Source organism: Streptomyces sp. NRRL WC-3742 (genome assembly GCF_000720635.1).
Taxonomy (GTDB): Bacteria; Actinomycetota; Actinomycetes; order Streptomycetales; family Streptomycetaceae; genus Kitasatospora.
The window spans coordinates 20,743-45,713 of the sequence record NZ_JOCF01000022.1; the positions used below are offsets into that span (position 1 = coordinate 20,743).

The 24,971-nt window shown below is 73.6% G+C and carries 24 protein-coding genes; 12 read left to right on the forward strand and 12 right to left on the reverse strand.

Annotation, left to right across the window (positions count from 1 at the left end):
• Positions 1-189 precede the first annotated feature (189 nt).
• From IH61_RS0114345 to IH61_RS0114365, 5 genes are all read left to right on the forward strand, one after another.
• Positions 190-4,140 (forward strand): amino acid adenylation domain-containing protein, encoded by a 3,951-nt coding sequence (locus tag IH61_RS0114345; protein ID WP_078911091.1) that lies wholly within the window; start codon positions 190-192, stop codon positions 4,138-4,140.
• 108 nt (positions 4,141-4,248) lie between these two features.
• Positions 4,249-4,467 carry a hypothetical protein gene (locus tag IH61_RS0114350; protein WP_031069516.1) on the forward strand — a complete coding sequence of 73 codons (219 nt, stop codon included), beginning with the start codon at positions 4,249-4,251 and terminating at the stop codon, positions 4,465-4,467.
• Between the two features lie 145 nt (positions 4,468-4,612).
• Entirely contained in the window at positions 4,613-4,924 is a 312-nt protein-coding gene (locus tag IH61_RS0114355) for a hypothetical protein (protein ID WP_158844969.1), read from the forward strand.
• A 1-nt stretch (position 4,925) separates the two neighbouring features.
• On the forward strand, positions 4,926-5,939 hold the full coding sequence (locus IH61_RS0114360) for a tyrosinase family protein (RefSeq protein ID WP_031069519.1): 1,014 nt from the start codon (positions 4,926-4,928) through the stop codon (positions 5,937-5,939).
• Between the two features lie 124 nt (positions 5,940-6,063).
• Positions 6,064-6,777, forward strand: a complete 714-nt coding sequence (locus tag IH61_RS0114365) for a hypothetical protein (RefSeq protein ID WP_031069520.1) — start codon at positions 6,064-6,066, stop codon at positions 6,775-6,777.
• A 9-nt stretch (positions 6,778-6,786) separates the two neighbouring features.
• On the opposite strand, the gene IH61_RS0114370 is transcribed toward IH61_RS0114365, so the two are convergent.
• The 4 genes from IH61_RS0114370 to asnB form a co-directional block, all read right to left on the reverse strand.
• Positions 6,787-7,206, reverse strand: a complete 420-nt coding sequence (locus tag IH61_RS0114370; protein ID WP_031069522.1) for a hypothetical protein — start codon at positions 7,204-7,206, stop codon at positions 6,787-6,789.
• Positions 7,207-7,283: 77 nt separating this feature from the next.
• Positions 7,284-8,702, reverse strand: a complete 1,419-nt coding sequence (locus tag IH61_RS0114375) for a pyridoxal phosphate-dependent decarboxylase family protein (protein ID WP_031069524.1) — start codon at positions 8,700-8,702, stop codon at positions 7,284-7,286.
• 132 nt (positions 8,703-8,834) lie between these two features.
• On the reverse strand, positions 8,835-9,950 hold the full coding sequence (locus IH61_RS0114380) for a hypothetical protein (RefSeq protein WP_031069527.1): 1,116 nt from the start codon (positions 9,948-9,950) through the stop codon (positions 8,835-8,837).
• Positions 9,951-10,234: 284 nt separating this feature from the next.
• On the reverse strand, positions 10,235-12,094 hold the full coding sequence (gene asnB / locus IH61_RS0114385; RefSeq protein WP_031069528.1) for an asparagine synthase (glutamine-hydrolyzing): 1,860 nt from the start codon (positions 12,092-12,094) through the stop codon (positions 10,235-10,237).
• A 214-nt stretch (positions 12,095-12,308) separates the two neighbouring features.
• Between asnB and IH61_RS0114390 the strand changes: the two genes are divergently transcribed.
• Together IH61_RS0114390 and glmS are read left to right on the forward strand one after the other, a co-directional pair.
• On the forward strand, positions 12,309-12,584 hold the full coding sequence (locus tag IH61_RS0114390) for a hypothetical protein (protein ID WP_031069530.1): 276 nt from the start codon (positions 12,309-12,311) through the stop codon (positions 12,582-12,584).
• A 100-nt stretch (positions 12,585-12,684) separates the two neighbouring features.
• Positions 12,685-14,511, forward strand: a complete 1,827-nt coding sequence (gene glmS / locus IH61_RS0114395) for a glutamine--fructose-6-phosphate transaminase (isomerizing) (RefSeq protein WP_031069532.1) — start codon at positions 12,685-12,687, stop codon at positions 14,509-14,511.
• 71 nt (positions 14,512-14,582) lie between these two features.
• Here glmS and IH61_RS0114400 read toward each other — a convergent pair whose 3' ends face one another.
• Positions 14,583-15,494, reverse strand: a complete 912-nt coding sequence (locus IH61_RS0114400; protein WP_031069534.1) for a glutaminase — start codon at positions 15,492-15,494, stop codon at positions 14,583-14,585.
• Between the two features lie 134 nt (positions 15,495-15,628).
• Complete coding sequence (locus IH61_RS0114405; protein ID WP_051837024.1) at positions 15,629-16,318, reverse strand: DUF3152 domain-containing protein; 690 nt, start codon at positions 16,316-16,318, stop codon at positions 15,629-15,631.
• A gap of 275 nt (positions 16,319-16,593) precedes the next feature.
• Between IH61_RS0114405 and IH61_RS0114410 the strand changes: the two genes are divergently transcribed.
• Positions 16,594-16,812: a heavy-metal-associated domain-containing protein gene (locus tag IH61_RS0114410; protein ID WP_031069538.1), complete on the forward strand. Its 219-nt coding sequence runs from the start codon at positions 16,594-16,596 to the stop codon at positions 16,810-16,812.
• Between the two features lie 18 nt (positions 16,813-16,830).
• Here IH61_RS0114410 and IH61_RS0114415 read toward each other — a convergent pair whose 3' ends face one another.
• Positions 16,831-17,376 carry a DinB family protein gene (locus IH61_RS0114415; protein WP_031069540.1) on the reverse strand — a complete coding sequence of 182 codons (546 nt, stop codon included), beginning with the start codon at positions 17,374-17,376 and terminating at the stop codon, positions 16,831-16,833.
• Between the two features lie 99 nt (positions 17,377-17,475).
• On the opposite strand from IH61_RS0114415, the gene IH61_RS0114420 reads away from it, so the two are divergent.
• Complete coding sequence (locus IH61_RS0114420) at positions 17,476-18,516, forward strand: helix-turn-helix transcriptional regulator (protein WP_051837026.1); 1,041 nt, start codon at positions 17,476-17,478, stop codon at positions 18,514-18,516.
• Here the strand turns inward: IH61_RS0114420 and IH61_RS0114425 are convergent.
• A complete protein-coding gene (locus tag IH61_RS0114425) occupies positions 18,493-19,152 on the reverse strand; it encodes a hypothetical protein (RefSeq protein ID WP_031069544.1) in 660 nt (219 codons plus the stop codon). The genes IH61_RS0114420 and IH61_RS0114425 overlap by 24 nt on opposite strands.
• Positions 19,153-19,280: 128 nt before the next feature.
• Entirely contained in the window at positions 19,281-20,120 is an 840-nt protein-coding gene (locus tag IH61_RS0114430) for a helix-turn-helix domain-containing protein (RefSeq protein ID WP_199823316.1), read from the reverse strand.
• A 124-nt stretch (positions 20,121-20,244) separates the two neighbouring features.
• Here IH61_RS0114430 and IH61_RS0114435 point away from each other — a divergent pair, with 124 nt between their 5' ends.
• Positions 20,245-21,195 (forward strand): alpha/beta fold hydrolase, encoded by a 951-nt coding sequence (locus tag IH61_RS0114435; protein WP_031069548.1) that lies wholly within the window; start codon positions 20,245-20,247, stop codon positions 21,193-21,195.
• Here IH61_RS0114435 and IH61_RS0114440 read toward each other — a convergent pair.
• Both IH61_RS0114440 and IH61_RS0114445 read right to left on the reverse strand, forming a co-directional pair.
• Complete coding sequence (locus tag IH61_RS0114440; protein ID WP_324607600.1) at positions 21,192-21,935, reverse strand: DUF4389 domain-containing protein; 744 nt, start codon at positions 21,933-21,935, stop codon at positions 21,192-21,194. The two genes, IH61_RS0114435 and IH61_RS0114440, sit on opposite strands and share 4 nt — an antisense overlap.
• Before the next feature lie 224 nt (positions 21,936-22,159).
• Complete coding sequence (locus IH61_RS0114445) at positions 22,160-23,509, reverse strand: PLP-dependent aminotransferase family protein (protein ID WP_031069551.1); 1,350 nt, start codon at positions 23,507-23,509, stop codon at positions 22,160-22,162.
• On the opposite strand from IH61_RS0114445, the gene IH61_RS0114450 reads away from it, so the two are divergent.
• The gene (locus IH61_RS0114450; protein ID WP_234327181.1) at positions 23,477-24,103 is read left to right on the forward strand and encodes an enoyl-CoA hydratase-related protein; all 627 of its coding nucleotides are present in this window, start codon (positions 23,477-23,479) and stop codon (positions 24,101-24,103) included. The genes IH61_RS0114445 and IH61_RS0114450 overlap by 33 nt on opposite strands.
• A gap of 65 nt (positions 24,104-24,168) precedes the next feature.
• Here IH61_RS0114450 and IH61_RS0114455 read toward each other — a convergent pair whose 3' ends face one another.
• Positions 24,169-24,738 (reverse strand): DinB family protein, encoded by a 570-nt coding sequence (locus tag IH61_RS0114455; RefSeq protein WP_031069554.1) that lies wholly within the window; start codon positions 24,736-24,738, stop codon positions 24,169-24,171.
• Here IH61_RS0114455 and IH61_RS0114460 point away from each other — a divergent pair.
• Complete coding sequence (locus tag IH61_RS0114460) at positions 24,737-24,922, forward strand: hypothetical protein (protein WP_031069556.1); 186 nt, start codon at positions 24,737-24,739, stop codon at positions 24,920-24,922. The genes IH61_RS0114455 and IH61_RS0114460 overlap by 2 nt on opposite strands.
• The last annotated feature ends 49 nt before the right edge of the window (positions 24,923-24,971 follow it).

Sequence of the window (24,971 nt, forward strand, 5' to 3'; positions counted from 1 at the left end):
CTACCGACGCCTCGCTTCCGGCCGGTTACGTGATCGTGAACGCACGAACACCCGGGACGTCACCGCGAGAGGTCTGGACCGGTGCCTCATGCGACCGGGACGGCGGGCGCCCGACGGTGGAGTCCTGCCCGGCGCCGTCCACGGACGCCCCAGGCCGGGCCCCGTCCGTCCACGCACCGAAGGTTCCCCATGCGCTCCACCGTTTCCGCCACCACCGACACCACCGCCACCACTGCCACCACCACCCTCACCACCCTCCCGCACGCCCGCCGCGCCCCCGCCGGCAGCGCGCTCACCGACCTGCTCGACGGGCAGGTGCGGGTGCGCCCCGCCTCCGCCGCCGTCGTCGGCGCGCAGGGCGGGCTCTCCTTCCTCGAGCTGTCCGACCACGCCCGCCGCACCGCCGCCCGGCTGCGCGCCGCGGGCGCCGGCCCCGACGGCTGCGTCGGCCTGTTCGCCGAGCCCTCGACGGCGCTGGTCGCCGGGGTCTGGGGCGTCCTGTACGCCGGGGCCGGGTACCTGCCGCTGTCGCCCGAGTACCCCGAGGACCGGCTGCGCTACATGCTGGAGGACTCCGGCACCCGCGTCGTCCTCACCCAGGAGCACCTGCGCGAGCGCCTCGCCGCCCTCGCCCCCCGGGGCACCGAGGTCGTCACCGTCGAGGAGGCGCGGGTCTGGCCCGAGCGGGTCGAGGGCGAGGGCCCGCGGCCCGAGGACGCCGCGTACGTCATCTACACCTCCGGCAGCACCGGCCGCCCCAAGGGCGTCGTGGTCGAGCACCGCGCGGTGGTCGCCCAGCTGCGCTGGCTGCTCGGCGCCGGGCACCTCGACCCCGAGGTCACCGTGCTGCAGAAGACCCCGATGAGCTTCGACGCCGCCCAGTGGGAGATCCTCGCCCCCGCCGTCGGCGCCCGTGTGGTGGCCGGAGCCCCGGGCATCCACCGGGACCCGGAGGCGCTGGTCGCCGCCGTGCGCCGCCACGGCGTCACCGCGCTGCAGTGCGTGCCCACCCTGCTGCGGGCTCTGCTGGAGACCGAGGGCTTCGCCGACTGCACCGGCCTGACCAGGCTCTTCTCCGGCGGCGAGGCGCTCTCGCGCCGACTCGCCCACGAACTGGCCCAGGCCCTGCCCGGCGCCTCGCTGGTCAACCTGTACGGCCCGACCGAGTGCACCATCAACGCCACCGCCCACCTGGTCGTGTCCGGGGAACCCGGCGACGGCGCCGACTCGGTGCCCATCGGCCGCCCCGTGGACAACACCCAGTGCTACGTCCTGGACGAGCACCTCGCGCCCGTGGGCCTCGGCGGCGTCGGCGAGCTGTACATCGGCGGCGTCCAGCTGGCCCGCGGCTACCTCAACCGCCCCGAACTGACCGCCGAACGCTTCGTCCCCTCCCCGTTCGCCCCCACCGAGCGCCTCTACCGCACCGGCGACCTCGCCCGCTGGAACCCCGACGGCACCCTGCAGTTCGCCGGACGCGCCGACAACCAGGTCAAACTGCGCGGCCACCGCATCGAGTTGGACGAGATCGCCCGCGCCGTCGAGGAACACACCTGGGTGCGCCGCTCGGCCGCCGTCGTCACCGACGACGAGCGCACCGGCCGCCAGGACCTCGTCGCCTGCGTGGAGCTCAACCCGCGCGAGGCCGCCCTGATGGACCAGGGCAGCCACGGCGGCCACCACCAGTCCAAGGCCAGCCGCCTCCAGGTGCGCGCCCAGCTCTCCGACCCGGGCGTGCGCGACCTCGCCTCGCTCGCCGGCCGCGAGCGGACCGCCCTGCCCGGCAGGCGCGAGACCGAGGCCCAGCGCCGCGCCGTCTTCGCCCGCAAGACCTACCGCTTCTACGACGGCGGCCCGGTCACCCGCGAGGACCTGCTCGCCCTGCTCGCCCCCCGCCCCGAAGGCCGCTTCGCGCGCGGCCCCGAGCTGCTGAGCTTCCCCGAACTCGGCCGCATCCTGCGCTGGTTCGGCCAGTTCCACAGCGAGGAACGGCTCCTGCCCAAGTACGCCTACGCCTCGCCCGGCGCCCTCTACGCCACCCAGATCTACCTGGAGACCGGCGGACTGGACGGCCTCGCGGCCGGGCTGTACTACTACCACCCCGTCGAGCACTCCCTGGTCCGCATCGGCGCCGCCGAACCGCGCGAACAGGCGTACCTGACGCTGCACTTCTCCGGGCGCACCGGGGCGATCGAGCCGGTCTACAAGAACAACATCCGCGAGGTCATGGAGTTCGAGACCGGCCACCTGCTGGGCGTCCTGGACGAGGTGCTGCCCGAGTACGGCCTCGCCGTGCGCCCGCTCGACCCCGACCCGGCCGTCAAGGCGCGCCTGGACGTCGCCGAGGAGGACGCGTACCTGGGCAGCTTCGAGGTCGGTCGGGCCGGCGTGCGGGCCGGCGGCGAGGCCGAGGGGGTCCCCGTCGAGGGCGTCCCGGTCGAAGGCGTCCCCGTCGAGCTGTACGTCCAGGCCCACGAGGGCCGGGTCGAGGGCCTGCCCGCCGGCCTCTACCGCTACGGCGAGGGCGAGTTGACCCGCGTCTCGGACGAGGTCGTCGAGGCCCGGCACGTGATCGCCATCAACCAGTCGGTGTACGCCAGGGCCGCGTTCGGCATCACCGCCGTCGCCCGCGCGGGCGAGGGCCGGGAGTGGCTGGAGTACATCGCACTCGGTACCGAACTGCACCGCCTCCAGCGCAACGGCCTGGGCCTGGGCTTCATGTCCTCCGGCTACAGCTCCAAGTCCGGCCACCCGCTGCCCGCCTCACGCCGCATCGACGCCGTCCTGGAGGCGGCCGGGCTCGCCGCGGGGCCGTCCTACTTCTTCCTCGGCGGCAAGGTCAGCGAGGAGCAGATCCTCAGCGAGGGCATGCGCGAGGACGCCGTCCACATGAAGGGCCCGGCCGAGATCATCAAGGACGAACTCGCCACCCTGCTGCCGGACTACATGCTCCCCAACCGGGTGCTGGTGGTCGACGCGCTGCCGCTGACCGCCAACGGCAAGGTCGACCTCAAGGCCCTCGCCGCCTCCGACACCGTGCGCACCGCCGACGTGCGCGGCGAGTTCGTCGCCCCCGCCACCGAGCGGGAGCGCTGGCTGGCCGCGGCCTGGGGCAAGGCGCTCGGCTACGAGGAGGTGTCCGTGACGGACGAGTTCTTCGCCGTCGGCGGCAACTCGCTGATCGCCGTCGCCCTCGTCAACCGGATCAACCGCGAGTGCGGCGTCACCCTGCCGCTCCAGGTGCTCTTCGAGTGCCCGCGCCTGGGCGAGCTCGCCGCGCGGATCGACCGGGCGGGCGCGGCGGACACCGCCTCGCGGCTCGTGCCGCTCGCACAGGGTGACGGCCGCCGGCCGGTGTTCTGCTGGCCCGGCCTGGGCGGGTACCCGATGAACCTGCGGACGCTCGGCCGGGAGGCGGGCGACGGCCGCGCCTTCTACGGCATCCAGTCGTACGGGATCAACGCGGGCGAGACGCCGTACGCCACCATCCGCGAGATGGCCGCCACCGACCTCGCCGACCTGCGCCGGGTGCAGCCCGAGGGCCCGTACACCCTGTGGGGCTACTCCTTCGGCGCCCGCGTCGCCTTCGAGGCCACCTGGCAGCTGGAACAGGCCGGCGAGCAGGTCGACAACCTGCTGCTGATCTGCCCCGGCAACCCGAAGGTCCGCCGCGTCGACGCCCGGCGCTGGGGCCGCCAGGCCACCTACGCCAACCCCGCGTACCTGACCATCCTCCACTCGGTGTTCGCCGGCGCGATCGGCGGCCCCGACCTGGAACGCTGCCTCGCCGAGGTCGCCGACGAGGACGGCTTCGTCGCCCTCGTCCACCGGCAACTGCCCGACCTGGACGAGGAGTTGATCCGGCGGATCACCCGGATCATCGGCGGGACCTACGAGTTCGACTACAGCTTCACCGAACTCGCCGAACGGCGCCTGAACGCGCCGGTCACCATCCTCAAGGCGTCGGGCGACGACTACTCCTTCATCGAGGGCAGCACCGGCTACAGCGCCACCCCGCCCACCGTGGTCGAACTGGCCGGGGACCACTACGGGGTGCTGAGGGAGCCCGGAGTGCACGAACTCGCCGCGGCGATCCGGGCCGTGGAACGCGGAACGGCCGGGGGCACCACCACCGCCTGACCGGGACACGCCCACGGACGGCGCAGAATCCGCGCCGCGAGGAGCCCCTTCGGATAGGGATGGCTCGGCTCACCGCCGACCACCCGACTCCTCCGAAGGGGCTCCATCGTGTCCGTCAAGAAGTCCGCGCTCGTCACCGCCTGTTGCGCCCTGCTGCTCGCCGCCCCGCTCGCCCTCGCCCAGTCGGCGGCCGCCGCCGACAACAACGGCCCGAAGAACGCACAGGAGGCCGCCGCCTGCAAGTCCGTGGTCTCCACCCTCCTCGGCGGCTTCGGCTCCGCCCTCGGCAACGCCGCCTGCGTGGTGCAGCCCGCGCAGCAGGGCTGAGGCGGCTCTGTGCGCCCCGCCCGCCCCGCCCGTCCGGGCTGCGGGCGGGCGGGGCGCGCACGAGGATGGAGGAGGGGCCTCCCGGCTCCGGAACGGCCGGAGCCGCCACCGGCAGGGAGCCGACATGGACCCGACCATCGACCCCGTGAAACTGAAAGCCGCCGCACACCCCGAAACCCTGGGCGCCTACCTCGCCGCCCTGCCCCAGCCGCCGATGAAGATGGGCCACGGCCCGGTCACCTCCGTCCGCACCGCGGAGTTCCGGGGGCACCGGATCAGCGTCACCACCACCTACGAGATCACCGTCGACGGCAAGCACGTCGACGCCGGGATGGACGTGGACAACAGCGGCATGCTGTCCTGCCACGGCCTGCCCGCCTACCAGTTCCTCTCGGCCGTGGACGCGGTACGGGTGCTGATCAACACCTACCCGGACGCCTTCAAGGCGGGTGGTTGAGATGGCCGCCGTCACCCGCCGCAACATCCTCACCGACACGACCGCTCGCGACGACTACGTCCGCGGCGTCGGCCTGCTCAAGCAGGAGGACAGCGGCACCACCACCAAGCAGTTCGGCGTCCCCGGCCCTACCGCGCCGCTGCGCACCTACGACCTGTTCGTGGTCTGGCACGGCCGGACGATGAGGACCCCGGTCCCGCCCGGCGGGGACCCGCAGACCCGCAACGCCGCCCACCGCGGCCCGATCTTCCTGCCCTGGCACCGGGTGATGCTCAGCTTCCTGGAGCAGAACCTCCAACGGGTGCTCAACAAACCGGACTTCGCCCTCCCGTACTGGGACTGGGCGGCGGACGGCGACGCCGGATCGCCCACCGACGCCACCGTCTTCACCCCCGCCTACCTGGGCGGCGACGGAACCCCGGTGTCGGACGGCCCCTTCGCCTTCGACCCCAACGACCCCGCCTCCTTCACCGTCCGGATCGAGGCCGCCGGCCCCACCGGCATGAGCTTCCGCCAGACCAGCCGCGGGCTGCAGCGATCCTTCGCCCAGGCGTTCCCCTTCGGCTGGACGACCCTGCCGACCAGCGCCGACGTCAAGGACGCCCTCGACTACGCGCCCCCGGCCGGGCACCCGGCCGCCGAACGGTACGACACCCCGGACTACGACGTCTCCTCGGAGGGCTTCCGCGACCGGCTCGAGGGCTGGATCCCCAAGGACCCGTCCCAGCCCGTCCACCTCCACAACCAGGTCCACATGTGGGTCGGCGGCGACATGGGCCCCTCCACCTCGCCCAACGACCCGGTCTTCTTCCTCCACCACTGCAACGTCGACCGGATCTGGCAGAGCTGGCTCCACCGCTACGGCAGCCTCTACGCCCCGGACATGACCGCCCCCGCGGCCACCCTCCAGGGCGAGCGCATCGACGACCCGATCGTCTCCCCGCTGGGCGCCGCCGCGACCCCGCGCTCGGTGCTGGACGTCTCGGCGCTGTACTCCTACGACGTGCTGCCCTGACGTGCTGCCCTGAGGGGGCCGGGGAAAAGGGGATGACGGACTGTCCGCACACTGTCTAGGGTGTGCGTCGCTCGTCACGCAGATGTTCGAGTTTGCCGCCCCTTGACCCCTGGATGCCTCCCACATGACCGAGTCCACGGCCGGAACCGACAGAACCACCGAAACCGATGCGGAGGCCGGGGCGGAGCGTCCGAGCGGCCTGCAGGCGATCTGGGCGAACACCACGCAGCCCGTCGCCCCGCTGCCCTGGTACCGCCGGGTCTCGCGCAAGATGATCATCGCGACCGTGGTCGTCGTCGGCCTCTTCACCGCCCTGACCGTGGCCGCCGTGACCGGGGCGGGCGCCCCGGAGCAGCACAAGATCGTGCTGGCGGACCGGATCGGCGACCAGGTCCGGATGCCGGACGACGACCTCGTCGTCGCCGCCAGGACCAAGTTCCAGCGGGGACTGACCGCGCTCAGCCCGTTCCGGGACGCGGAGGTGGCGAGCTACGGCGCCGAAGGCGACCGCGAGAGCAGCGTGCTGGTGATCGGCGTGACCGGGAGCTTCCCGGACGCTCGGACGGAACTGGACAGGTACTTCGGCCGCCCGACCGCGCCGGGCACGCCCAGCGCGACCGTACGCGAGCGCCAGGACTTCCCGGTCGGCCCGCTGGGAGGCGCACTCGAATGTGCGCTGCTCGCTGCGGACGCCGGCCTCTGGAGTCCCGTCTGCGCCTGGGCGGACGGGACCACGGTCGGCATCGTCACCGACGAAACCGGCTCGGTCGAGCTGGCGGGCCTGGCCAAGCGCACCCTGGTCATTCGCGCGGCCGTCGAGGTCAAGGCCGAGGGCTGAGGCCCGGGCTCAGGCGATCCGGGTGGGGGTGCCCCGCAGGGTGTGGCCGGTCGTGGTGAGGACGGTGGCCAGGGTGCCGGGGTCGAGGGAGCGGGGGGTACGGAGGAAGAGCTCCTCCGTGCCGGGGTGCAGCGACAGCAGGGTGATCTCGTGGTCGGCCAGGGTCGCCGGGGTGTGGGCGAGCGGCGCCGTGTGCACGCGCCACAGGGTGGTCGGGGGCGGGGCGTGCGGGGACCACCAGGTGTGCAGGAGGGCGACGGCGACCAGGGCGACGGCCGAGGTGGCGAGGACAGCCGGGCCGTCCGGGCCGTGGGCGACGATCTTCGCCACCAGGTCGGCGGCGGTGACGGAGAGGAAGACCGCGGCGAGCTCGACGGCGTCGCGGCGCCAGCGGCGGGCGCGGCGGAGAGAGGGCTTCGAGTGCTCCATGCCCTCCACCGTGCCGGACCGGTGTTTCCCGACCGCGTATCCGCCGTGACCTGATGGTTAAGGTCCCGTCGGACGTGTTACGGCCTCAGGTCGCGGGCGGCGGCCTTGACCTCGGCGAGCAGCAGGCGCAGGTCCGCCTCCGTCGTCTCCGCGTTGAGGAGGCAGGCGCGCAGCATCTCCCGCTCGCCGAGGCGGGCGCCGGTGACGAACACCCTTCCGCGCCGCTGCACGGCGACGGGCAGGGCGCGGTTGAGGGCGTTCAGGTCGGACTCGTCGAGGTCGGCGGGGCGGTGGCGGAAGGCGACGATCGAGGTCTGAACCTCCGCCAGCAGCTCCAACTCCTCGTCTGCCTCGACGAGTTCGCCCAGGCGCCGGGCCAGCTCGGTGCAGCGGGCGATGTCCTGGGCCAGCCCGGTGCGGCCCTTGTGGGCGATGGTGGCCCAGACCTTGAGGGCGCGGAAGGGGCGGGTCTGCTCGGTGCCGTACTCGGAGAACCAGCCGAGTTCGCCGGCCGCCTCGTCGCGCAGGTAGGAGGGGACGAGGCTGAAGGTGCCGCGCAGCTCCTCGGTGTCGCGCACCAGCGCGCAGCCGCAGTCGACGGGCACGCCCAGCCACTTGTGCGGGTCGAGGGCGAGGGAGTCCGCGCGCTCCAGGCCCTCGTAGCGGTGGGCGATGGCCGGGTCGAGCCGGCCGAAGGCGCCGTACGCGCCGTCCACGTGCAGCCACAGGCCCTGCTCGGCGCACAGGTCGGCGATCGGGCCGAAGGCGTCGACGGCGCCGGTGCCGACGGTGCCGGCCGAGGCGACGGCGAGGAAGGGCAGCAGTCCGGCGGCGCGGTCGCGCTCGACGGCCGCCCGAAGGTCGGCGGCGTCGACGAGGCCGTCCGGCCCGGTGGCGACGGTGCGCAGGTGGCGGCTGCCGAGGCCGAGGAGTTCGGCGGCCTTGCGGACGCAGGAGTGGGTCTCGCCGGTGACGTAGCCGACCAGCGGCGGCAGGGCCGCCAGGCCCTCCTCGCGCACGTCCACGCCCGCCCTGCGGGCGGCGCGGCCCCGGGCGGCGGCCAGGCAGACGATGGTCGCCATCGAGGTGCCGGAGGTGAGCAGCCCGCCGCCGGCCGGGTGCGGGAAGCCGACGAGTTCGGCGATCCAGCGGACCACGGCCCGCTCGAGGTGGACGTCGGCGTGGTCGCCGCCGGCGGAGCTGGGGTTCATCGCGGCGGCGGCGAGGGTGGCGAGCACCCCGGCGGGGGCGGGGGCGGAGTTGACCCAGCCGAAGAAGCGCGGGTTGCCGTTGCCCATGGGGTACGGCAGGACGTCGCGCCCGATGGCGGCCAGCAGTTCGTCGAGCGGCCGCCCCTCGGCGGGCAGCGGGGCGTCCAGGAGGGCGGCGCGGGCGGCGCCGGCCATGGGCTGCCAGACGGGGCGGTCGGGCAGTTCGGCGAGGTAGTCGCTGACCAGGTCGGCGGCGGTGTGGGCGGCGGCGCGGAAGTCGGTCATGCGGTGGTGCTCCTGGGCGGACCGTGGGGGAGGCGCGGCATCCTCGGCGCACCCGGGTCCCGATGATCGTACGAAAAGGGCCCGCGCCGTGCGGCGCGGGCCCGTCAGGTGAGATCGAGCGAGGTCAGGGCGTCAGTCGAGGGAGGCGGAGAGGCCGCTCGCGGAGCGGCAGTAGCCCTGCATCTCCTTGTTGGTGATCTTGGCGCAGAGGCGGCCGGCCGCGCCGGCGTCGGTGTAGTTGACCGTGTAGTAGCTGACCAGGCCCTCGGCGCACGCCTTGCGCTGCCAGCCGTCGGCGGCGCTGGCGCACTGCTGGGAGGCCCAGTCCTCGCGGTCCAGGTTGTACTTCATCGTGCGCGAGCCGACGCCCCGGCTGCAGTCCTGGGCCCCGCCGCTCGCCTTGCCGTTGAGGCACCACTTGAGGGCGTCGGCGTAGACCTCGGGGTGGTTCGGGTAGTCGTGCGAGGACAGGTAGAAGGTCGGCGCGTAGAAGAAGCACGCGGACTGGAACAGCGAGGGCTGGTCCTTGCACGGGTACAGCGGGTCCTGGGCGAGCTTGTCGGCGGGCAGGTTGGCCTTGGCCTGCTCGTCCTCCTCGTCCGGGCCGAAGAGCTGCATGAACAGGCCCTCGGAGCAGCGGATCCTGTTCTGGTCGGTGGTGAACTTGTTGCACAGGTCGCGGGCCTTGGCCACGTCCTGCTTGGCGACGAACATCGTGCCGTGGCCGACGCCGTGGATGCAGGGGCCGCTGTTCTTGGGGGCGCAGAGCTTGAGGAGGTCCACCTCGGGCTGGGTGGAGGCGTTGAGCATCTCCTCGACCGCGCCGTGCAGGTAGCCGGCCGCGCAGGTCTCGTGCGGGAAGGAGATGACCTTCTGGAAGTCGGCGTTGAACCGCTTGACCGCCGCGTGGCCGAGCTCGTGCGCGATCGGGTGGCAGAAGCGCACGGTGTACGGCTTCTCCTTGCTGATCTTGTCGAGATCGGCGAGGGCGACGCCCGGGTCGGTGGCGTCCATCTCGGCCATCAGCTTGTTGCGCAGCGTCGAGCGCGTCCACACCGCGGGGTCCCCGGTGGGGGTGGCGGCGGCGGTGGTGGCGGCCGGCTTGGCGCCCGCCGCCGGGCCCGCCGGGGCCGAGGCGGCGTTCGTCGCGGCGGTCGCCGCGGGCGACCAGTCGGTGACGGCCACCGAGCCGAGGCCCAGGACGCCCAGGAGCAGGGCGGTGACGATCGCGAAGACTCGCGGCTGCATGGCGGGAATCCCCCGGCGGATCGAGACGGATGGTTGTGCCGACCCCATCCTGACGGGCGGGGACGCGGGAACCCGCTTTTTCGCCCGCCATTCGGACGGTGTCGGCGACGCTACCGCACCCTGCGACGCCCCCCGGGGGCGGGTCGGTTCCCGATGATCACCCGGACGGCGCAGCCTCCCGCTCCGGAGGAGGCCGCGACTACTTCCGTAGTGCCACTACTTCCGTAGTGCGACTGCGGAGGACTACGGAAGTAGTGGCACCCCGCCGCCGGAAGGGCCGGCGCTCAGAGCTCCAGCGTCACCCGGTAGTCCGTCAGCCAGGCGTCCAGGTCGAGCGCGAGGTCCGCGGCCAGCCGCACGGTGTGCGGGTCGGTGTCCGGGGCGAGCGCGTCGGCCAGGCGGCGACGGTCGAGCAGGTCGAGCGCGGGGGACTCCTGCCGGGCGGCGAGCCTGGCCAGCTCGGCGCGCAGCACCACCGGGTAGTTCGGGTCGGCGCTGACCGGGTACGGGCTCTTGACCCGGTCGGCGATCTCGTCGGGCAGCACGTCGCGCACGGCGGCCCGCAGCAGGCTCTTCTCCCGTCCGTCGAAGGACTTCATCGCCCAGGGCGTGTTGAACACGTACTGCACCAGCCGGTGGTCGCAGAAGGGCACCCGCACCTCCAGGCCGTTGGCCATGCTCATCCGGTCCTTGCGGTCGAGCAGGATACAGACGAAGCGCGTCAGGTTGAGGTACGAGATCTCGCGCATCCGCCGCTCCAGCGGGTCCGCGTGCTCCAGGTGCGGGACTTCGGCGAGCGCCTCGCGGTAGCGGGCCCTGCGGTAGCCGTCCAGGTCGAGCTTGGCGAGGAGGCCGTCGTCGAGGAGCCGTTCGCGCGGCGCCGAACCGGGGCCGGCGATCCGGCTGAGGTCCAGCGTCCAGGGGAAGGTGTCGGCGGCGATCGCCTCGGGGTCGTGGAACCAGCGGTAGCCGCCGAACAGCTCGTCCGCGGACTCGCCGGACAGGGCGACCGTGGAGCGCTCACGCACGCCCTTGAAGAGCAGCAGCAGCGAGATGTCCATGTCGCCGACCCCGGCGGGAAGGTCCCGGGCGCGCAGCACGGTGGCGCGATGGGACTGGTCGGACAGCTCGGCGGCGTCCAGCTCCACCACGTGGTGGTCGGCGCCGACGTGCTGGGCGAGCATTCTCGCGTACGGCCCGTCCTGGGTCTGGCGCACCGCGTCGGCGTGGAAGTGGGCGCCCTGGCCGGCGAAGTCCACGGCGAAGGAGCGCACAGGACCGGCCCCGGCGGCGCCCAGCGTGCGGGCGGCCAGGGCGGTCACGGCGCTGGAGTCCAGCCCGCCGGAGAGCAGGGAGCACAGCGGCACGTCCGCGTCCAGCTGGCGGTGGACGATGTCCTCCAGCAGCGCCCGGACGGTGGCGATGGTGTTCTCCAGCGAGTCGGCGTGCTCGCGCGCCTCCAGCGCCCAGTAGCGGCGCACGGAGACGCCCGAGCGGCGCACGCGCACGACGTGCCCGGGCCGGACCTCGTGGATGCCCCGGTAGGGGGTGAGGCCGGGCGTACGGGCGTGGGCGAGCAGTTCGCGCAGCCCGTCCAGGTCGACGACCCGGCGTACCGAGGGGTGCGCCAGGATCGCCTTGACCTCGGAGCCGAACAGCACCCCGTCCGGGGTGGGGTGGTAGTACAGCGGCTTGACGCCCATCCGGTCGCGGACCAGCAGCAGTTCCTCGCGCCGGGCGTCCCAGATCGCGAAGGCGAACATGCCGTTGAGCCGCTCGGCCAGGCCCTCGCCCCACTCCAGGTAGGCGTGGAGCACGACCTCGGTGTCGCTGCGGGTGCGGAAGCGGTGCCCGGCCGCCTCCAGTTCCGCGCGCAGCTCGCGGTGGTTGTAGACCTCGCCGCTGTAGGTGAGCGCGGCCAGCGTCCGGCCGTCGTGCTCGACCGTCATCGGCTGGACGCCGCCCTCGATGTCGATCACCGCGAGGCGGCGGTGGCCGAGGACGGCGTGCGTCTCGAGGTGGACGCCCCCGGCGTCCGGTCCCCGGCAGGTCTGGGTGGCCGTCATCGCGTCCAGCACGGCCCGGTCGCTCTGTTCCGCGGCGAGGTCGCGCTCGAAGGCGACCCATCCGGTGATCCCGCACATCAGCAAGCCTCCGGTCTTCCGCTTCGTGTTCAGAGCATCACGCTACGTTTCGAACGGGCGCCGCTTCAAGGGTCCGGGCGAAGGCGATGACCGGGCGGTAGGGGAGTGGCGCAAGGGGTGGGTACGTGCGGAGCGAGGGGAAACGCGTGAACACTGCCCGATATCGGGCAGGATCATTGGCTTTCCGGGCGATCGCGGCCTAGAGTCCACACTCGTGTCCAGCTCGCCCCACCCTCACGAAGACCTCCTCGCCCACCTCACCCGGACCAGCCCCCTCGGGCCCCGGGAGGCGGCGCGGGTCGTGGCGGAGGTGCTGGCGTACTTCTCCGAGACCACCGAGGAGTACGTGCGCCGCCGCCACGGCGAGCTGCAGGCACGCGGCCTGACGAACGAGCGGATCTTCGCCCGGCTCGCCGAGGAACTGCCCGCCCGCCGCGTCGCGGCGCCGCAGCTCTCGGCGCGCCAGCTGCGCCGCATCGTCTACGGCTGAGCACCGAACCGAAGTCTTTCCCACGCCGAACGCCCAACGCGCAACGCCGAACGCCGAACGCCGAACAAACGTCGAAGAAACGTCGAAGAGGAGCCCGCGCATGTGCGGAATCGTCGCCTACATCGGTCCCAAGGACGCCACGCCCTTCCTGCTGGAGGGCCTGGCCCGCCTCGAGTACCGGGGCTACGACTCCGCCGGCCTCGCCGTGATGGGCCGCACCGGCGGGATCAAGGTCCGCAAGGTCAAGGGCCGCGTCGCCGACCTCGCCGCCGACGTGCCGGCCCGCTTCAAGGGCTTCACCGGCATCGGCCACACCCGCTGGGCCACCCACGGCGTCCCCAGCGACCTCAACGCCCACCCCCACCTGGACAACGCCGAGCGCATCGCGGTCGTCCACAACGGCATCATCGAGAACGCCGACGAGCTGCGCGCCAAGCTGGCCGCCGAGGGCGCCGTCTTCCGCTCCGAGACCGACACCGAGGTGCTCGCCCACCTGATCGCCGCCCACGTCACCGAGGGCGGCGAGCTGGAGGAGGCAGTCCGGGCCGCGCTCGCCCGGGTCGTCGGCACCTACGGCATCGCGGTGCTGGACGCCGAGCGGCCCGACCGGATCGTCGTCGCCCGCAACGGCAGCCCGATCGTGCTCGGCATCGGCGAGAAGGAGATGTTCGCCGCCTCCGACGTCTCCGCCCTGGTGCGCTACACCCGCCAGGTCGTGCACCTGGAGGACGGCGAGCTGGCCACCGTCCAGGCCGACGGCTTCCGCACCTTCACCGAGGACGCCCGCACCACCCACCGCCTGCCCTCCACCGTGGACTGGGAGGTCGACTCCTACGACACCGGCGGCTTCGAGCACTTCCTGCTCAAGGAGATCCACGAGCAGCCCGGCTCGGTCGAGCGCACCCTCAGCGGCCGGCTCGACGAGCGCTTCAGCACCGCCCACCTCGGGGGCCTCAACCTGGACGCCCGCGAGCTGCGCGAGATCCGCCGGGTGAAGATCCTCGGCTGCGGATCGGCCTACTACGCGGGCGAGATGGGCGCCCAGCTCATCGAGGAGCTGGCGCGCATCCCCGCCCACAGCGAGCCCGCCTCGGAGTTCCGCTACCGCAACCCGGTGATCGAGGCGGACACCCTGTACGTGGCGGTCAGCCAGTCCGGCGAGACCTACGACACCCTCGCCGCCGTCCAGGAGATCAAGCGCAAGGGCGGCCGGGTCCTCGGCGTCGTCAACACCGTGGGTAGCGCCATCGCCCGTGAGTGCGACGGCGGGATCTACCTGCACGCCGGGCCGGAGATCTCCGTCGCCTCCACCAAGGCGTTCACCTCCACCGTCGTCGCCTTCGCGCTGCTGGCCCTGCACTTCGGCCGCATCCACGACCTCTCGCCCGCCGACGGGCGCCGGATCGTCTCCGCCCTCAACCGGCTGCCGGAGCAGATCCGCGAGGTGCTCGACCAGAGCGAGCAGATCGCCGAACTCGCCGCCGAGTACGCCGGATCGGCCGGGATGATGTTCATCGGCCGGGTGCGCGGCTACCCCGTGGCCCGCGAGGGCGCGCAGAAGCTCAAGGAGATCTCCTACGTCCACGCCGAGGCGTACCCGGCCAGCGAGCTCAAGCACGGCCCGCTGGCGCTGATCAGCCCCGAACTGCCCACCGTGGCGCTGGTCCCGGACGACGAGCTGCTCGACAAGAACCTCACCACCCTCGGCGAGATCAAGGCCCGCTCGGGCCCGGTGATCGCCATCGCGCACCGGCGGCCGGAGGCGAAGCTCGCCGACCACTGCATCCTGGTGCCCAAGAGCGAGCCCGAGCTGGACCCGCTGCTGCTCAACATCCCGCTGCAGCTGCTCGCGTACCACGCGGCGGTGGCGCTCGGGCGGGACGTGGACAAGCCGCGCAACCTGGCCAAGAGCGTGACGGTGGAGTAGCCCCGTCCTGAGACCCCGTCCCTGAGACCCCCGTCCGGAGGCCCCCGCCCTCGGGCGGGGGCCTATCGGCGTCAGAACACCGAGTAGCCGGAGAGCGTCGTCAGCGAGTCCAGCGCGGCGACCGCGGCCACCGAGTTGCCGGCCCGGTCCAGCCGCGGGCCCCAGGCGCACACCGCCGCCCGGCCCGGGATTATCGCCAGGATGCCGCCGCCCACCCCGCTCTTGCCGGGCAGCCCGACCCGGTAGGCGAACTCGCCCGCCGCGTCGTAGGTGCCGCAGGTCAGCAGCACGGAGTTGACGCGCTTCGCCTCGCTGCGCGTCATCAGCCGGCTGCCGTCCGTCCGGACGCCGTAGCGGGCCAGGAACGAGCCGGCCAGCACCAGGTCCCGGCAGCTGGTGGCGATGGCGCAGTGCGCGTAGTAGTGCTCCAGCACGTCCTCGACGGGGTTGCGCAGGTTGTCGTGGCTGGCGATGAAGTGCGCGAGCGCCGCGTTGCGGTGGCCGTGCGCGGCCTCGGAGGCGGCGACCGCCGCGTCGGTGTCCAGCTGGTCGTTGCCGGACTCCCGGCGCAGGAACTCCCGTACGGCCCCGGCCGCGTCGCCCGTCAGGCTCAGCAGACGGTCGGTCACCACCAGGGCGCCCGCGTTGATGAACGGGTTGCGCGGGATGCCGTGCTCGCTCTCCAGCTGCACCAGGGAGTTGAACGGGTTGCCGGAGGGCTCGCGGCCCACGCCCCGCCAGAGCTCGTCGCCGCCGTGGGAGAGGGCGAGCGCGAGGGTGAACAGCTTGGAGATGCTCTGGACGGAGAACGGGCGCCGCCAGTCGCCGACGCCGTACAGCTCGCCGTCGACCGTCGCGACGGCCATGCCGAAGGACTCCGGGTCGGCCTCGGCCAGGGCCGGGATGTAGTCGGCGACGCGGCCCTGGCCGGCGGTCGCCCGCGCGGCCGCCTCGGCGGCCTCCAGCAGGCGCGGGAAGTCCAGGGTGTGTGCCGCGTCCAACGGTCCTCCTCGAATTCGGTGTCCGGTCCGTGTGCCCGGTCGGGTGTGTCCGGCCAGGTGTGTCCGGTCCGAGAGGATTATGCCGTCCGCGCTGGTCAGCGGCGTGGGTGCCCGGGCTACGGCGCGCTGGTCGGGGCCTGGACGGGCGGACCGGTCAGCAGGGAGCCGGTCTCGGAGTAGGGCCAGCCGTTGGGGACGCAGCCGTGCAGGCCCTTGATCTGCTGCATCATCACCGGCGCGGGGGCGCCCGGGCCCGGGCACTCCACGTGGCCGTTGCCGAGGACGTGGCCGACCTCGTGGTTGATCGCCAGGGCGTGGTACAGCTCCGGCCTGCCGGCGTAGAACTCCGACAGCTCCGTCCAGCGCTTGAGGTTGATCACCACCTGCTTGTTCACCCCGCAGTTCACCCAGCCGCCGGTGTCCAGGCCGTACTGGCCGCAGATGCGGTCGGTGGACTTCGGGGTCGCCAGGTAGACGGTGAAGTCCACGGGGTCGGCGGCCACCCGCTGGAAGGACACCTGGCCGTCCGCCGCCCAGCCCTGCCGGACGTTGCCGAGGACGGCGTCCACCTCAGCGGCGAACTGCTCGGGGCGCTCGGCGATGCCGTTCTCCACCCGCACCTTGTAGCGGTAGAGGTGCTCGCCGGTGCCGACCCGGGCGGTGCCGCCCGGGGCCGTGGTGAAGGCGAGCTCGGCCGGCTTCTTCGGCTGCCAGGGGTGCCACCACAGCAGGGCGGCGGTGGCCGCGGTGATGACGAGGAGGGCGACGAGGGCGAGTTGGGCGCGCCTGGGTATGACGCCCTTCATCGGGGAAAAGCCATTCTCGGTGCTCCTGTCCGTTCGTGTGTGGTCTACACGGGACACAACGGTCAGGAGGGGCGGGGCGTTCAATTACGGTCGATATCCGGTCATGCGTCGGGCGTCGGACGGCGGGCCCCGGTGGTTCCCGGAACCACTCGAAGGTGCCACCCGTGCGGCGTGTCCCTCGGATCGGGCGCCGGAATCCGGTCTCGTGGTGCCCGCCGGCCCGCCCGTTCACGGGCCGGCGTCCCACGTCGCACCACCGCATCGGAGGCACCGTCATGTCCGTCACCACCACTGTCCTCGCGGTCGAGGGCATGAGCTGCGGCCACTGCGAGAAGACCGTCAGCACGGGCCTGTCCGCCCTCCCGGGCGTCACCGGCGTCACCGCGGACGCGCCGAGCGGACGGGTCACCGTCGCCTCGGCGCGTCCGCTGGACGACGCGGTGCTCCGGGGGGTGGTGGACGGCGCCGGGTTCACCTTCGTCGGGCGGATCTGAGGAACCCGGCGGCCGGGGTCAGCCCATGGACCGCTGGCCGTCCAGGGACTCCCGGATGATGTCCGCGTGGCCGGCGTGGTGGGCCGTCTCGCCGACGATGTGCATCAGCACCCGGCGCGCCGACCAGCGGGCGCCCGCCTCGAACCAGGGCGCCTGCGGCAGCGGCTGGGTGGCGTCCAGGTCGGGCAGGGTGGCCACCAGCTCGTCCGTCCGGGCCGCCACCTCGGCGTACGTCTCGAGCGCGCCGGCCAGGGTGTCGCCCGGCAGCATCCGGAACTCGTCGGCCCGGCGGGCGAGGTCCTCCTCCGTCCAGGAGCTGAAGTCCGGCATCCCGGACGGGCCCTGGAGGATGAAGTCCACCCACACCCGCTCGACCGAGGCCACGTGCTTGACCAGGCCGCCCAGGCAGAGCGCGCTGGCCGTGGTCCGCAGGCCGGCCTGCTCGTCGGTGAGGCCCCGGGTGGTGAAGCGCAGGAAGTGCCGCTGCTTGCCCAGCGCGACGATGAGGTCGGCGCGCTCGCCGGTGACGGGGGTGCTGGTGGCGGGGGCGGTGACGGTGGTCATGAACGTGCCTCTCGTACGGGTGGGACTCCTTGGTACGAGACCCACGCTATGGCGCCAAGCGGCCACTTCCTGACCTGAATTCCGGCGACAATCAGGGACATGGCGAACACCAGCACCAGGACCCTGCGACTGCTCTCGCTGCTCCAGACCCACAGGTACTGGCCGGGCGAGGAGCTCGCCTCCCGGCTCGGCGTCTCCGTGCGCACCCTGCGCCGCGACATCGACCGGCTGCGCGAACTCGGCTACCCCGTCGAGGCCCACCGCGGCGTCGACGGCGGCTACCAGCTCGCCGCCGGGGCGGCGCTGCCGCCGCTGGTGATCGACGACGAGGAGGCGGTCGCCCTCGCCGTCGGGCTCCAGGCGGCGGCGGAGAGCCCCGTCGAGGGCATCGCGGAGGCGTCGGTGCGGGTGCTCGCCAAGGTCGTCCAGGTCATGCCGGGCCGGCTGCGCCGCCGGGTCGAGGCGCTGCGCGCGATGACCGTGCCCGTCGACTGGGGCCGCACCGGCGCCACCCGGGTCGACCCGGACGCGCTGACGGTCGTCGCGCTGGCCTGCCGCGACGACGAGCGGCTGACCTTCGGGTACGTGTCCGCGGACGGGCGCCGCACCGAGCGGCACGTCGAACCCCACCGGCTGGTCTGCCTCGACCGGCGCTGGTACCTCGTCGCCTACGACCTCGGCCGCTCCGACTGGCGCAGCTTCCGCCTCGACCGCCTCGCCGCCCCCGAACGCACCGGCTCCCGCTTCTCCCCCCGCCCCCTCCTCGCCGTCGACGCCGCGGAGTTCGTCCGCGCGGGCCTCAGCGGCATACCCCGCTCCTACGAGGTGGAGGCGGTCATCGAGGCCCCCGCCGACCGCGTCCGCGCCCACGTCGACCGCTGGGGCACCGTCGAGCCCCTCACCCCCGCCCGCTGCCGCCTGCGCATGGCCGCCGACTCCCTCGACTGGCCCGCCATGGCCCTCGGCTCCCTCGGCGCCGAGTTCCACGTCGTCCACCCGCCCGAACTGCGCGCCCTCCTCGCCGACTGGAGCACGCGCTTCGCCCGCGCGGCGGCGTCAGGGACGCCGTCAAGGACGGCGTCAGGGACGCCGTCAAGGACGGCGTCAGGGGCGGGATCAGTGGAAGAAGAAGTCGGGTAGTTCGGCGACGGGCGGGAGCGGCCGGTCCGCCGGGAGGGGGCGGATCTGGACGTAGAGCTGCTCGAACTGCGAGTACGAATGGTTGGACATGCCGAGGGCGACGGTCAGGACGTTGCCGCCCCGGCGCCAGACGCGGTACGGCCAGCGGCGGCAGGACCGTGGATGGAAGTCGCGGACGAGGTCGTGGTCCGGTGGGCCGATCAGCCGGGTGAACCGGTCGACGACGGCCTCGAGTTCGGCCTCGAACGTGCCGGCCGGCGGGTCGATCAGCCGTTGCCAGCCGGGGAGCTGCGCCCAGATGTCGTACGTCTCGTCGGGCTCCTCGTCGGGATCCAGGAAGTACTGGTGGGCGAAGGGCAGGGCGATGCCGACGTCAGTGTCCACGAGGTGGTCACCGGGCGTGTAGGCCGACTCGTTGTAGTCGCCGTGGTACTCGCCGGTCGAGCGCCAGCCGGCCTCGGCCATCGCCCGTTCGACGGCGTCCGCGTCGTCCAGGTCGAGGTCCATCATGGCGACGATCTGCGCGGCCAGTTCGGTGCTGACGGGGCAGAGGTCGATGATCCACGGGCTGTCGTCCTCGTCGTCGACCTCGTCGATCTCGTTGTCGACCTCGTTGTCAAAGGACTGCTCCGACACGGGTGTCACTCCTGGTTCCGTTCGACGTCTTCCTTGCGTTCGGAGCCTACGGCGGTGGTGGCGAGGATGGTGTGGCCCATGGTGAAACCGCCGCCCCGCCGGCGTCCTGCGGCGCCGCGCGGGCCGAGTCAGCGCGTCGGCCAGGCGCGGGCGTCGGCGGCCAGCCAGGGCTCGCGGGCGGCGGTGACCGGGGTGGTGCCGGTGAACGCGCGGACGTCGTGGTGGAGGTGGGACTGGTCGGCGTAGCCGGTGTCCGCGGCGACCTGGGTGGGGGTGGCGCCGCGGGCGAGGCGGTGGACGGCGTGGTCGAAGCGGACGAGCATGGCGGCGCGCTTGGGCGTCAGGCCGATCTGGGAGCCGAAGCGGGACCAGGTGCGCTGGCGGGTCCAGCCGAGGTGGGCGGCCAGGTCGTCGACGCGGGTGCGGCCGTGGTCGGCGGTGATCCGGCGCCAGGCCCAGGCGACCTCGGGCTCCACGTCCCGGCCGATGCGGAGGCGGGCGGTCAGCTCGGCCTCGACCAGGTCGAAGCGCTCCGGCCAGGTCCGGGCGTGGTGGAGGCGCTCGCGCAGGCGGGTCACGGCCGGGCCCCACAGGTCGTCGAGCGCGAGGACGCTGCCGCGCAACTCCGAGAGCGGGAGCCCGAGTACGGGGTGCGCGACGAGCGGGGAGAGCCGGATCTGCACGCACGCCACGTCCTCGGCAGACACCTCGAAGGCGCTGAAGCCGAGCCCGGCGGTGAGGCTCTCCGACCGCACCCGCCCCTGCGCGCCGTGGAGCTCGAACGGGCGGCCGCCGAACTCGACGGCGAGGGTGACGGCCGGGTGGGGGATGGCCCGCAGGCCCGGCGGGCCGCCGCCGCCGCGGATGCGGAAGCCGGCCATGGAGACGCCGGGTGTCGCCGCGGGCCGTGAGGGCCGGGCGATCTCCCAGGTGGCGGTGGAGTCGGCGGTCAGGGGAGCAGGGTGCACGGCTCGACCGTACGGGCGGACGGGCCTTGTGATCAACGGGCGTGCGGGGCACGACATTTCTCCAAGACGGGGGGTGGGCGGCGGCCGGAGAGTGGTGCACCTCGAGTCGACGGATGGAGGAGCAGTGGACCGGAAGACGCGTACGCCGAAGGTGGCGCGCAGGAGGCGGTGGTGGATCGCGCTGGCGGCCGCCGGGCTGGTGGCCGTCCTGCTGGCGGTGAACACGGCGGTCGTGCTGAGCGGGACGGCGGAAGCCTCCGGCGAGCAGATCGTGCGCCTGCCCGGCGGGGACATCCACGTGGTGCAGGACGGGCCCCCCGACGCGCCGACGGTCGTGCTGCTGCACGGGCTCGGCGGGTCGACGGCCTGGTGGGAACCGGTCCTGCCCTCGCTGCGGGACCTGCACGTGGTGCGCGTGGACCTGCTCGGGCACGGCGGCTCGGCGAAGCCGACGGGCGGGTACGGCATGGCGGAACAGGCACGCAGGGTCGGGGCGGTGCTCGACCGCCTCGGAGTTCGGCGGGCCACGGTCGTCGGGCACTCCACCGGCGGGTGCGTCGCGACCTCGCTGGCCGAGCAGCGCCGTGACCTGGTCGCGGCGGTCGCCCTGGTCGACACCGGGCCGCGCCTCGACGCGTACCGAGCCGACAGCTTCGTCGGCGACCTGGTGTCCACCCCGGTGGTGGGCCAACTCCTGTGGCGGCTACGGACGGACGGCACGATCCGCGACGCGCTCGGCAGCGCGTTCACGCGCAAGGTGCAGATCCCGGACCGGATCGTCGACGACATCCGGGGCATGACGTACCGCAGCCTCACCGGCACCGACGAGGCGTCGACCGCTTACACGAAGGAGCGGCCGATCCCGGACCGGCTGGCCGGGCTCGGGCTGCCGACCCTGGTCCTCTTCGGCTCCCAGGACCACCGCTGGGACCCGGCCTCCGCCCAGGACTACCGCAAGGTCCCGGGCGCCCGCATCGAGATCCTGGACGGGGTCGGCCACACCCCGATGTTCGAGGAGCCCGGCGCCACGGGCGCCCTGCTCCACGGCTTCGCCACGGCGGTTGGGACGCCCTAGAGGCCCGGCACGAGCGGTGCGAGGACGTGCTGGGCCGGGCCGACGCCGCCGTCGTTGTCGTCGTCGGAGTTCACCGAGGCGGTGACCGAGCCCGTCGCCCAGGAGACCAGGCCGAGGAGCAGGAAGACGACGAGCAGGCCCCGCCCGGCGCCGCTCAGGACCAGCGGGCGGGTGGCCGACACCGGCCCCTCGCTGCCCGGTTCGTCGCCGAACAGGCGCTTGGGGTAGGCGGAGGAGAGCATCAGCAGGTACGCCGTGCAGCGCATCCGGAAGCGCAGGATCGCCGTCGTCGCCTCGTACAGCGGCTGCGGCATCCGGCCGAGGACCAGCACGATCAGCCAGAGGACGAACGAGACCATCCACCAGCCCGCGAAGGCCAGCCCCTGCACGACGGAGGCCGGGATGACCAGGAAGATGCGGAACAGGACGGCGAGCCGGTTCAGTTGCCCCGGGCGCAGCTCGACCTGGACGGGGTGCTCGGGGGCCTGGAACCGGAACGGCGGGTAGCGGTCCACGGTGAGCAGCAGGTACGCGGTGACGCGCGTCTCGTACGGGACGTACGAGCCGAGGTAGTCCGCCACCAGGTTCGGCAGGCGGCCGAGCACCAGGGCCGCGAACCAGCCGATGACCGTGAGGACGAACGCCACCACCGACAGCACCCACACCACCACGAACTGCGGGATCAGCAGCAGCGCGCGCAGCAGCACCGTCCAGCGGCTCTGCGGTCCGGGCGCCGGCATGTCGAGCACCGGGAGCCACTCACGGCTGACAGGGGCGGGGGGAGCCTGCCACATCCGGGCCTCCACGGTCTCGGGGCGGTGTCTGGACGACGGGAACCGGCGCCCGGACGGCGGCCGGGCGTCCTCCGAAGATCGCAGCACCCCGCCCGCCCCGCGCGCCGTGCTGCGCCGAACGGGCGTGCCGGTGAGGGCGCCAGGCCAGAGCGTGAGGTTGGGGCGCGAGGTCAGGGCGCGATGGCGGCGAGGGTCTCGCGCACCAGGGCGAGGGCCGGGGCGAGGTCGCCCGGCGGGGGCGTGGCGAGGGCCAGGCGCAGCGCGGCCGGGGGGTGGGGGGTGGTGGCGAAGGCGTCGGCGGTGGAGACCAGGACGCCCCGGGCGGCGAGGAGGGCGGCCGCCTGGTCGGGGCGCTGGTGGGGTTCGAGGGCGAGCCAGACGGCGTAGGAGGTGGGGTGCGCGGTGAGGGCGAGGCCCGCCAGGGCGCTGCGGGCGATGCGCTGGCGTTCGGCGGCGTCGGCGCGGCGCTGCTCCTCCAGACGGGCGACGGTGCCGTCCGCGAGCCAGCCGGTGGCGAGGGCGGTGACCAGGGAGGGCGCGCCCCAGGAGGCCGTCCGCAGGGCGCCGGTGACGGCGCGCAGGTGGCGGCCGGGGACGACGGCGAAGCCGAAGCGCAGGCCGGTGGCGACGTTCTTGGAGAGCCCGGCCACGTAGCAGGTGCGCTCCGGGGCGAGGGCGTGCAGCGGCGGCGGGGCGCCGGTGTCCAGGAACGCGTACGTGCCGTCCTCGACGAGCGTGACGTCGTGGGCGGCGGCGAGTTCGGCGAGGCGTCGGCGCCGGGGCAGGTCGAGGACCCAGCCGAGCGGGTTGTGGACGGTCGGGACGGTGTACACCGCCCGGACGGGCCGGGTGCGGCAGAGGCGTTCGAGGGCGTCGAGGTCCGGGCCGGCGGGGGTGACCGGGACGGGGGCGAGGTCGAGGCCCTGGGCGGCGGCGAGGAGCTTGATCCCGGGGTAGGTGAGCGCGTCGACGGCGAGCACGTCGCCGGGGCGAGTGAGGGCGCGCAGGACGCAGTCCAGCGCCTGCTGGGCGCCGTTGGTCAGCAGGACGTGCTCGGGCGCGGTGTCGACCCCGCGCTCCAGGAGGTACTTCGCGACCGTCGCCCGGTCGTGGCGGTGGCCGCCCGGCGGCTGCTGGCGCAGCAGGGCCTCGGCGTCCCCGGCGGAGGCGAGCGCGCGCAGGGCCCGGCGCAGTTCGTCGCCCTGGCCCGGGGAGAGCGGCTGGTTGAAGGAGAGGTCGGCGACGCGGGGCACGGGCAGGGCACGGGAGGGCTCGAGGCCGTCGAAGCCGGAGCGGACCTTCACGAAGGTGCCGCGCCCCTGCTCCCCGGCGACCAGCCCGGCGGCGGCGAGTTCGGCGTACACCCGGGTGGCGGTGGCCAGGGCGATCCGGCGTTCGCGGGCGAGGGCGCGGTGGGTGGGCAGCCGGGTGCCGGCGGGGAGGGCGCCGGAGCGGATGGCCCCGGCATACTCGTCGACGAGGACGGCGTGCGCGCGGTGATCCTGACCGGCGCCGGGCAGCGGGCCTTCAGCGCCGGGGCGGACATCCCCTCGCTGGCCGGGAGCATCGCGGGCGGCCCGGAACGGGCGCTGCGCGAGTTCGTCCGGCGCGGGCACACGCTGACCCGGCGGATCGAGGAGTTCCCCAAGCCGATCGTCGTCGCCGTCAACGGGCTCGCGTACGGCGGGGGTTGCGAGATCACCGAGGCCGCTCCGCTGGCGGTCGCGGCCGAGCACGCGCGGTTCGGGAAGCCGGAGATCTCCCTGGGCTTCGCGCCGCCGTTCGGCGGCTCGCAGCGGCTGCCGCGCCATGTGGGCCGCAAGCGCGCCCTGGAGATGATCCTCACCGGGGACCCGGTCCCGGCGGCCCGCGCCGCCGAGATCGGGCTGGTCAACTCGGTCGTCCCGGCGGACGAACTCCTGCTCGCCGCACGTGACTTGGTGGAGCGCATCATCCGTCACGCGCCCACGGCGGTGGCCGCCTGCCTGCGGGCGGTGACCCGGGGGGTCAACCTGACCATCGACGAGGGCCTCGCGGTGGAGGCGGCGGCCTTCGCGGCCGCCGTCCCCACCGAGGGCGTCCGGGCGGGGGTGCGGCGGTTCCTGGAGCGCTGAGGAGCGTTCCTACCGGCCGCCTGTCACCGCCGGCCTGTCACTGGCCGCCTGCTACTGGCCGACTGTCACTGGCCGGTGCGGCCGTCGACGCACTCGCGCAGCAGGTCGGCGTGGCCGCAGTGGCGGGCGTACTCGTCGATCCGGTGCACCAGCATCTCGCGGACGGCGATCCGCTTGCGGCCGATGTGGGCGCCGAGGTCCTGGTGGGGGGCCAGCACGGCGTCGGTGGCGGCCTGTTCGCGCTCCAGGTCGGCGAACGCCGCGTCCACGACGGCCTGTTCGCCCACGGCCTCGTCGAAGTCCGCGCCCCGCTCGCCGTAGATCTTCGGCAGCGGCTCGCCCTCGGTGATCCAGTTGCGCCAGTCGCGCTCGACCTCGGCGAGGTGGCGGACCAGGCCGAGCAGGGACATCGTGGACGGCGGCACCGAGCGGCGGGCCAGCTGCTCCGGGCTCAGGCCCTCGCACTTCAGGCGCAGGGTGAGCCGGAAGTGGTTGATGTAGTCCAGCAGCGTGGGCAGTTCGCCGTCCGGGGTGGGGCCTTCGCTGCCGCGCGGGTCGTCGGCCGGGTCCAGCCACATGTCGGGGTAGACGGTCGCCTGGGTCCAGCGGGTGGGTTGTTCGCTCATTCGGGACATGATCGTCGGTGCGGGCCCCGGGCACCAGACGATTTCGGCCCGTACGGGAGTTGCGGGCACGCTCCTCGGCGGCGCGCAGGGTGGCCGCGAGGTCGGCGTAGCCCCGGCGCTCGGCGTGGGCGCGGGCGGTGACCCCGTCGCCGTCCGACAGCAGCGGGTCGGCGCCGTGGGCGGCGGCGAGTAGTGAGTGGTCGGCCGGGGAGGTGGTGCGGTCGGTCGTGGCGGGCTCCTTC

What these genes read in the sequence shown, in the direction of transcription:
- IH61_RS0114345 (WP_078911091.1), top strand. Translation starts at nt 190, where the DNA reads ATGCGCTCCACCGTTTCCGCCACCACCGACACCACCGCCACCACTGCC.
- IH61_RS0114360 (WP_031069519.1), top strand. Translation starts at nt 4,926, where the DNA reads ATGGCCGCCGTCACCCGCCGCAACATCCTCACCGACACGACCGCTCGC.
- IH61_RS0114365 (WP_031069520.1), top strand. Translation starts at nt 6,064, where the DNA reads ATGACCGAGTCCACGGCCGGAACCGACAGAACCACCGAAACCGATGCG.
- IH61_RS0114370 (WP_031069522.1), bottom strand. Translation starts at nt 7,206, where the DNA reads ATGGAGCACTCGAAGCCCTCTCTCCGCCGCGCCCGCCGCTGGCGCCGC.
- IH61_RS0114375 (WP_031069524.1), bottom strand. Translation starts at nt 8,702, where the DNA reads ATGACCGACTTCCGCGCCGCCGCCCACACCGCCGCCGACCTGGTCAGC.
- IH61_RS0114380 (WP_031069527.1), bottom strand. Translation starts at nt 9,950, where the DNA reads ATGCAGCCGCGAGTCTTCGCGATCGTCACCGCCCTGCTCCTGGGCGTC.
- asnB (WP_031069528.1), bottom strand. Translation starts at nt 12,094, where the DNA reads ATGTGCGGGATCACCGGATGGGTCGCCTTCGAGCGCGACCTCGCCGCG.
- glmS (WP_031069532.1), top strand. Translation starts at nt 12,685, where the DNA reads ATGTGCGGAATCGTCGCCTACATCGGTCCCAAGGACGCCACGCCCTTC.
- IH61_RS0114405 (WP_051837024.1), bottom strand. Translation starts at nt 16,318, where the DNA reads ATGAAGGGCGTCATACCCAGGCGCGCCCAACTCGCCCTCGTCGCCCTC.
- IH61_RS0114410 (WP_031069538.1), top strand. Translation starts at nt 16,594, where the DNA reads ATGTCCGTCACCACCACTGTCCTCGCGGTCGAGGGCATGAGCTGCGGC.
- IH61_RS0114415 (WP_031069540.1), bottom strand. Translation starts at nt 17,376, where the DNA reads ATGACCACCGTCACCGCCCCCGCCACCAGCACCCCCGTCACCGGCGAG.
- IH61_RS0114420 (WP_051837026.1), top strand. Translation starts at nt 17,476, where the DNA reads ATGGCGAACACCAGCACCAGGACCCTGCGACTGCTCTCGCTGCTCCAG.
- IH61_RS0114440 (WP_324607600.1), bottom strand. Translation starts at nt 21,935, where the DNA reads ATGCCGGCGCCCGGACCGCAGAGCCGCTGGACGGTGCTGCTGCGCGCG.
- IH61_RS0114460 (WP_031069556.1), top strand. Translation starts at nt 24,737, where the DNA reads ATGATCGTCGGTGCGGGCCCCGGGCACCAGACGATTTCGGCCCGTACG.
- IH61_RS0114455 (WP_031069554.1), bottom strand. Translation starts at nt 24,738, where the DNA reads ATGTCCCGAATGAGCGAACAACCCACCCGCTGGACCCAGGCGACCGTC.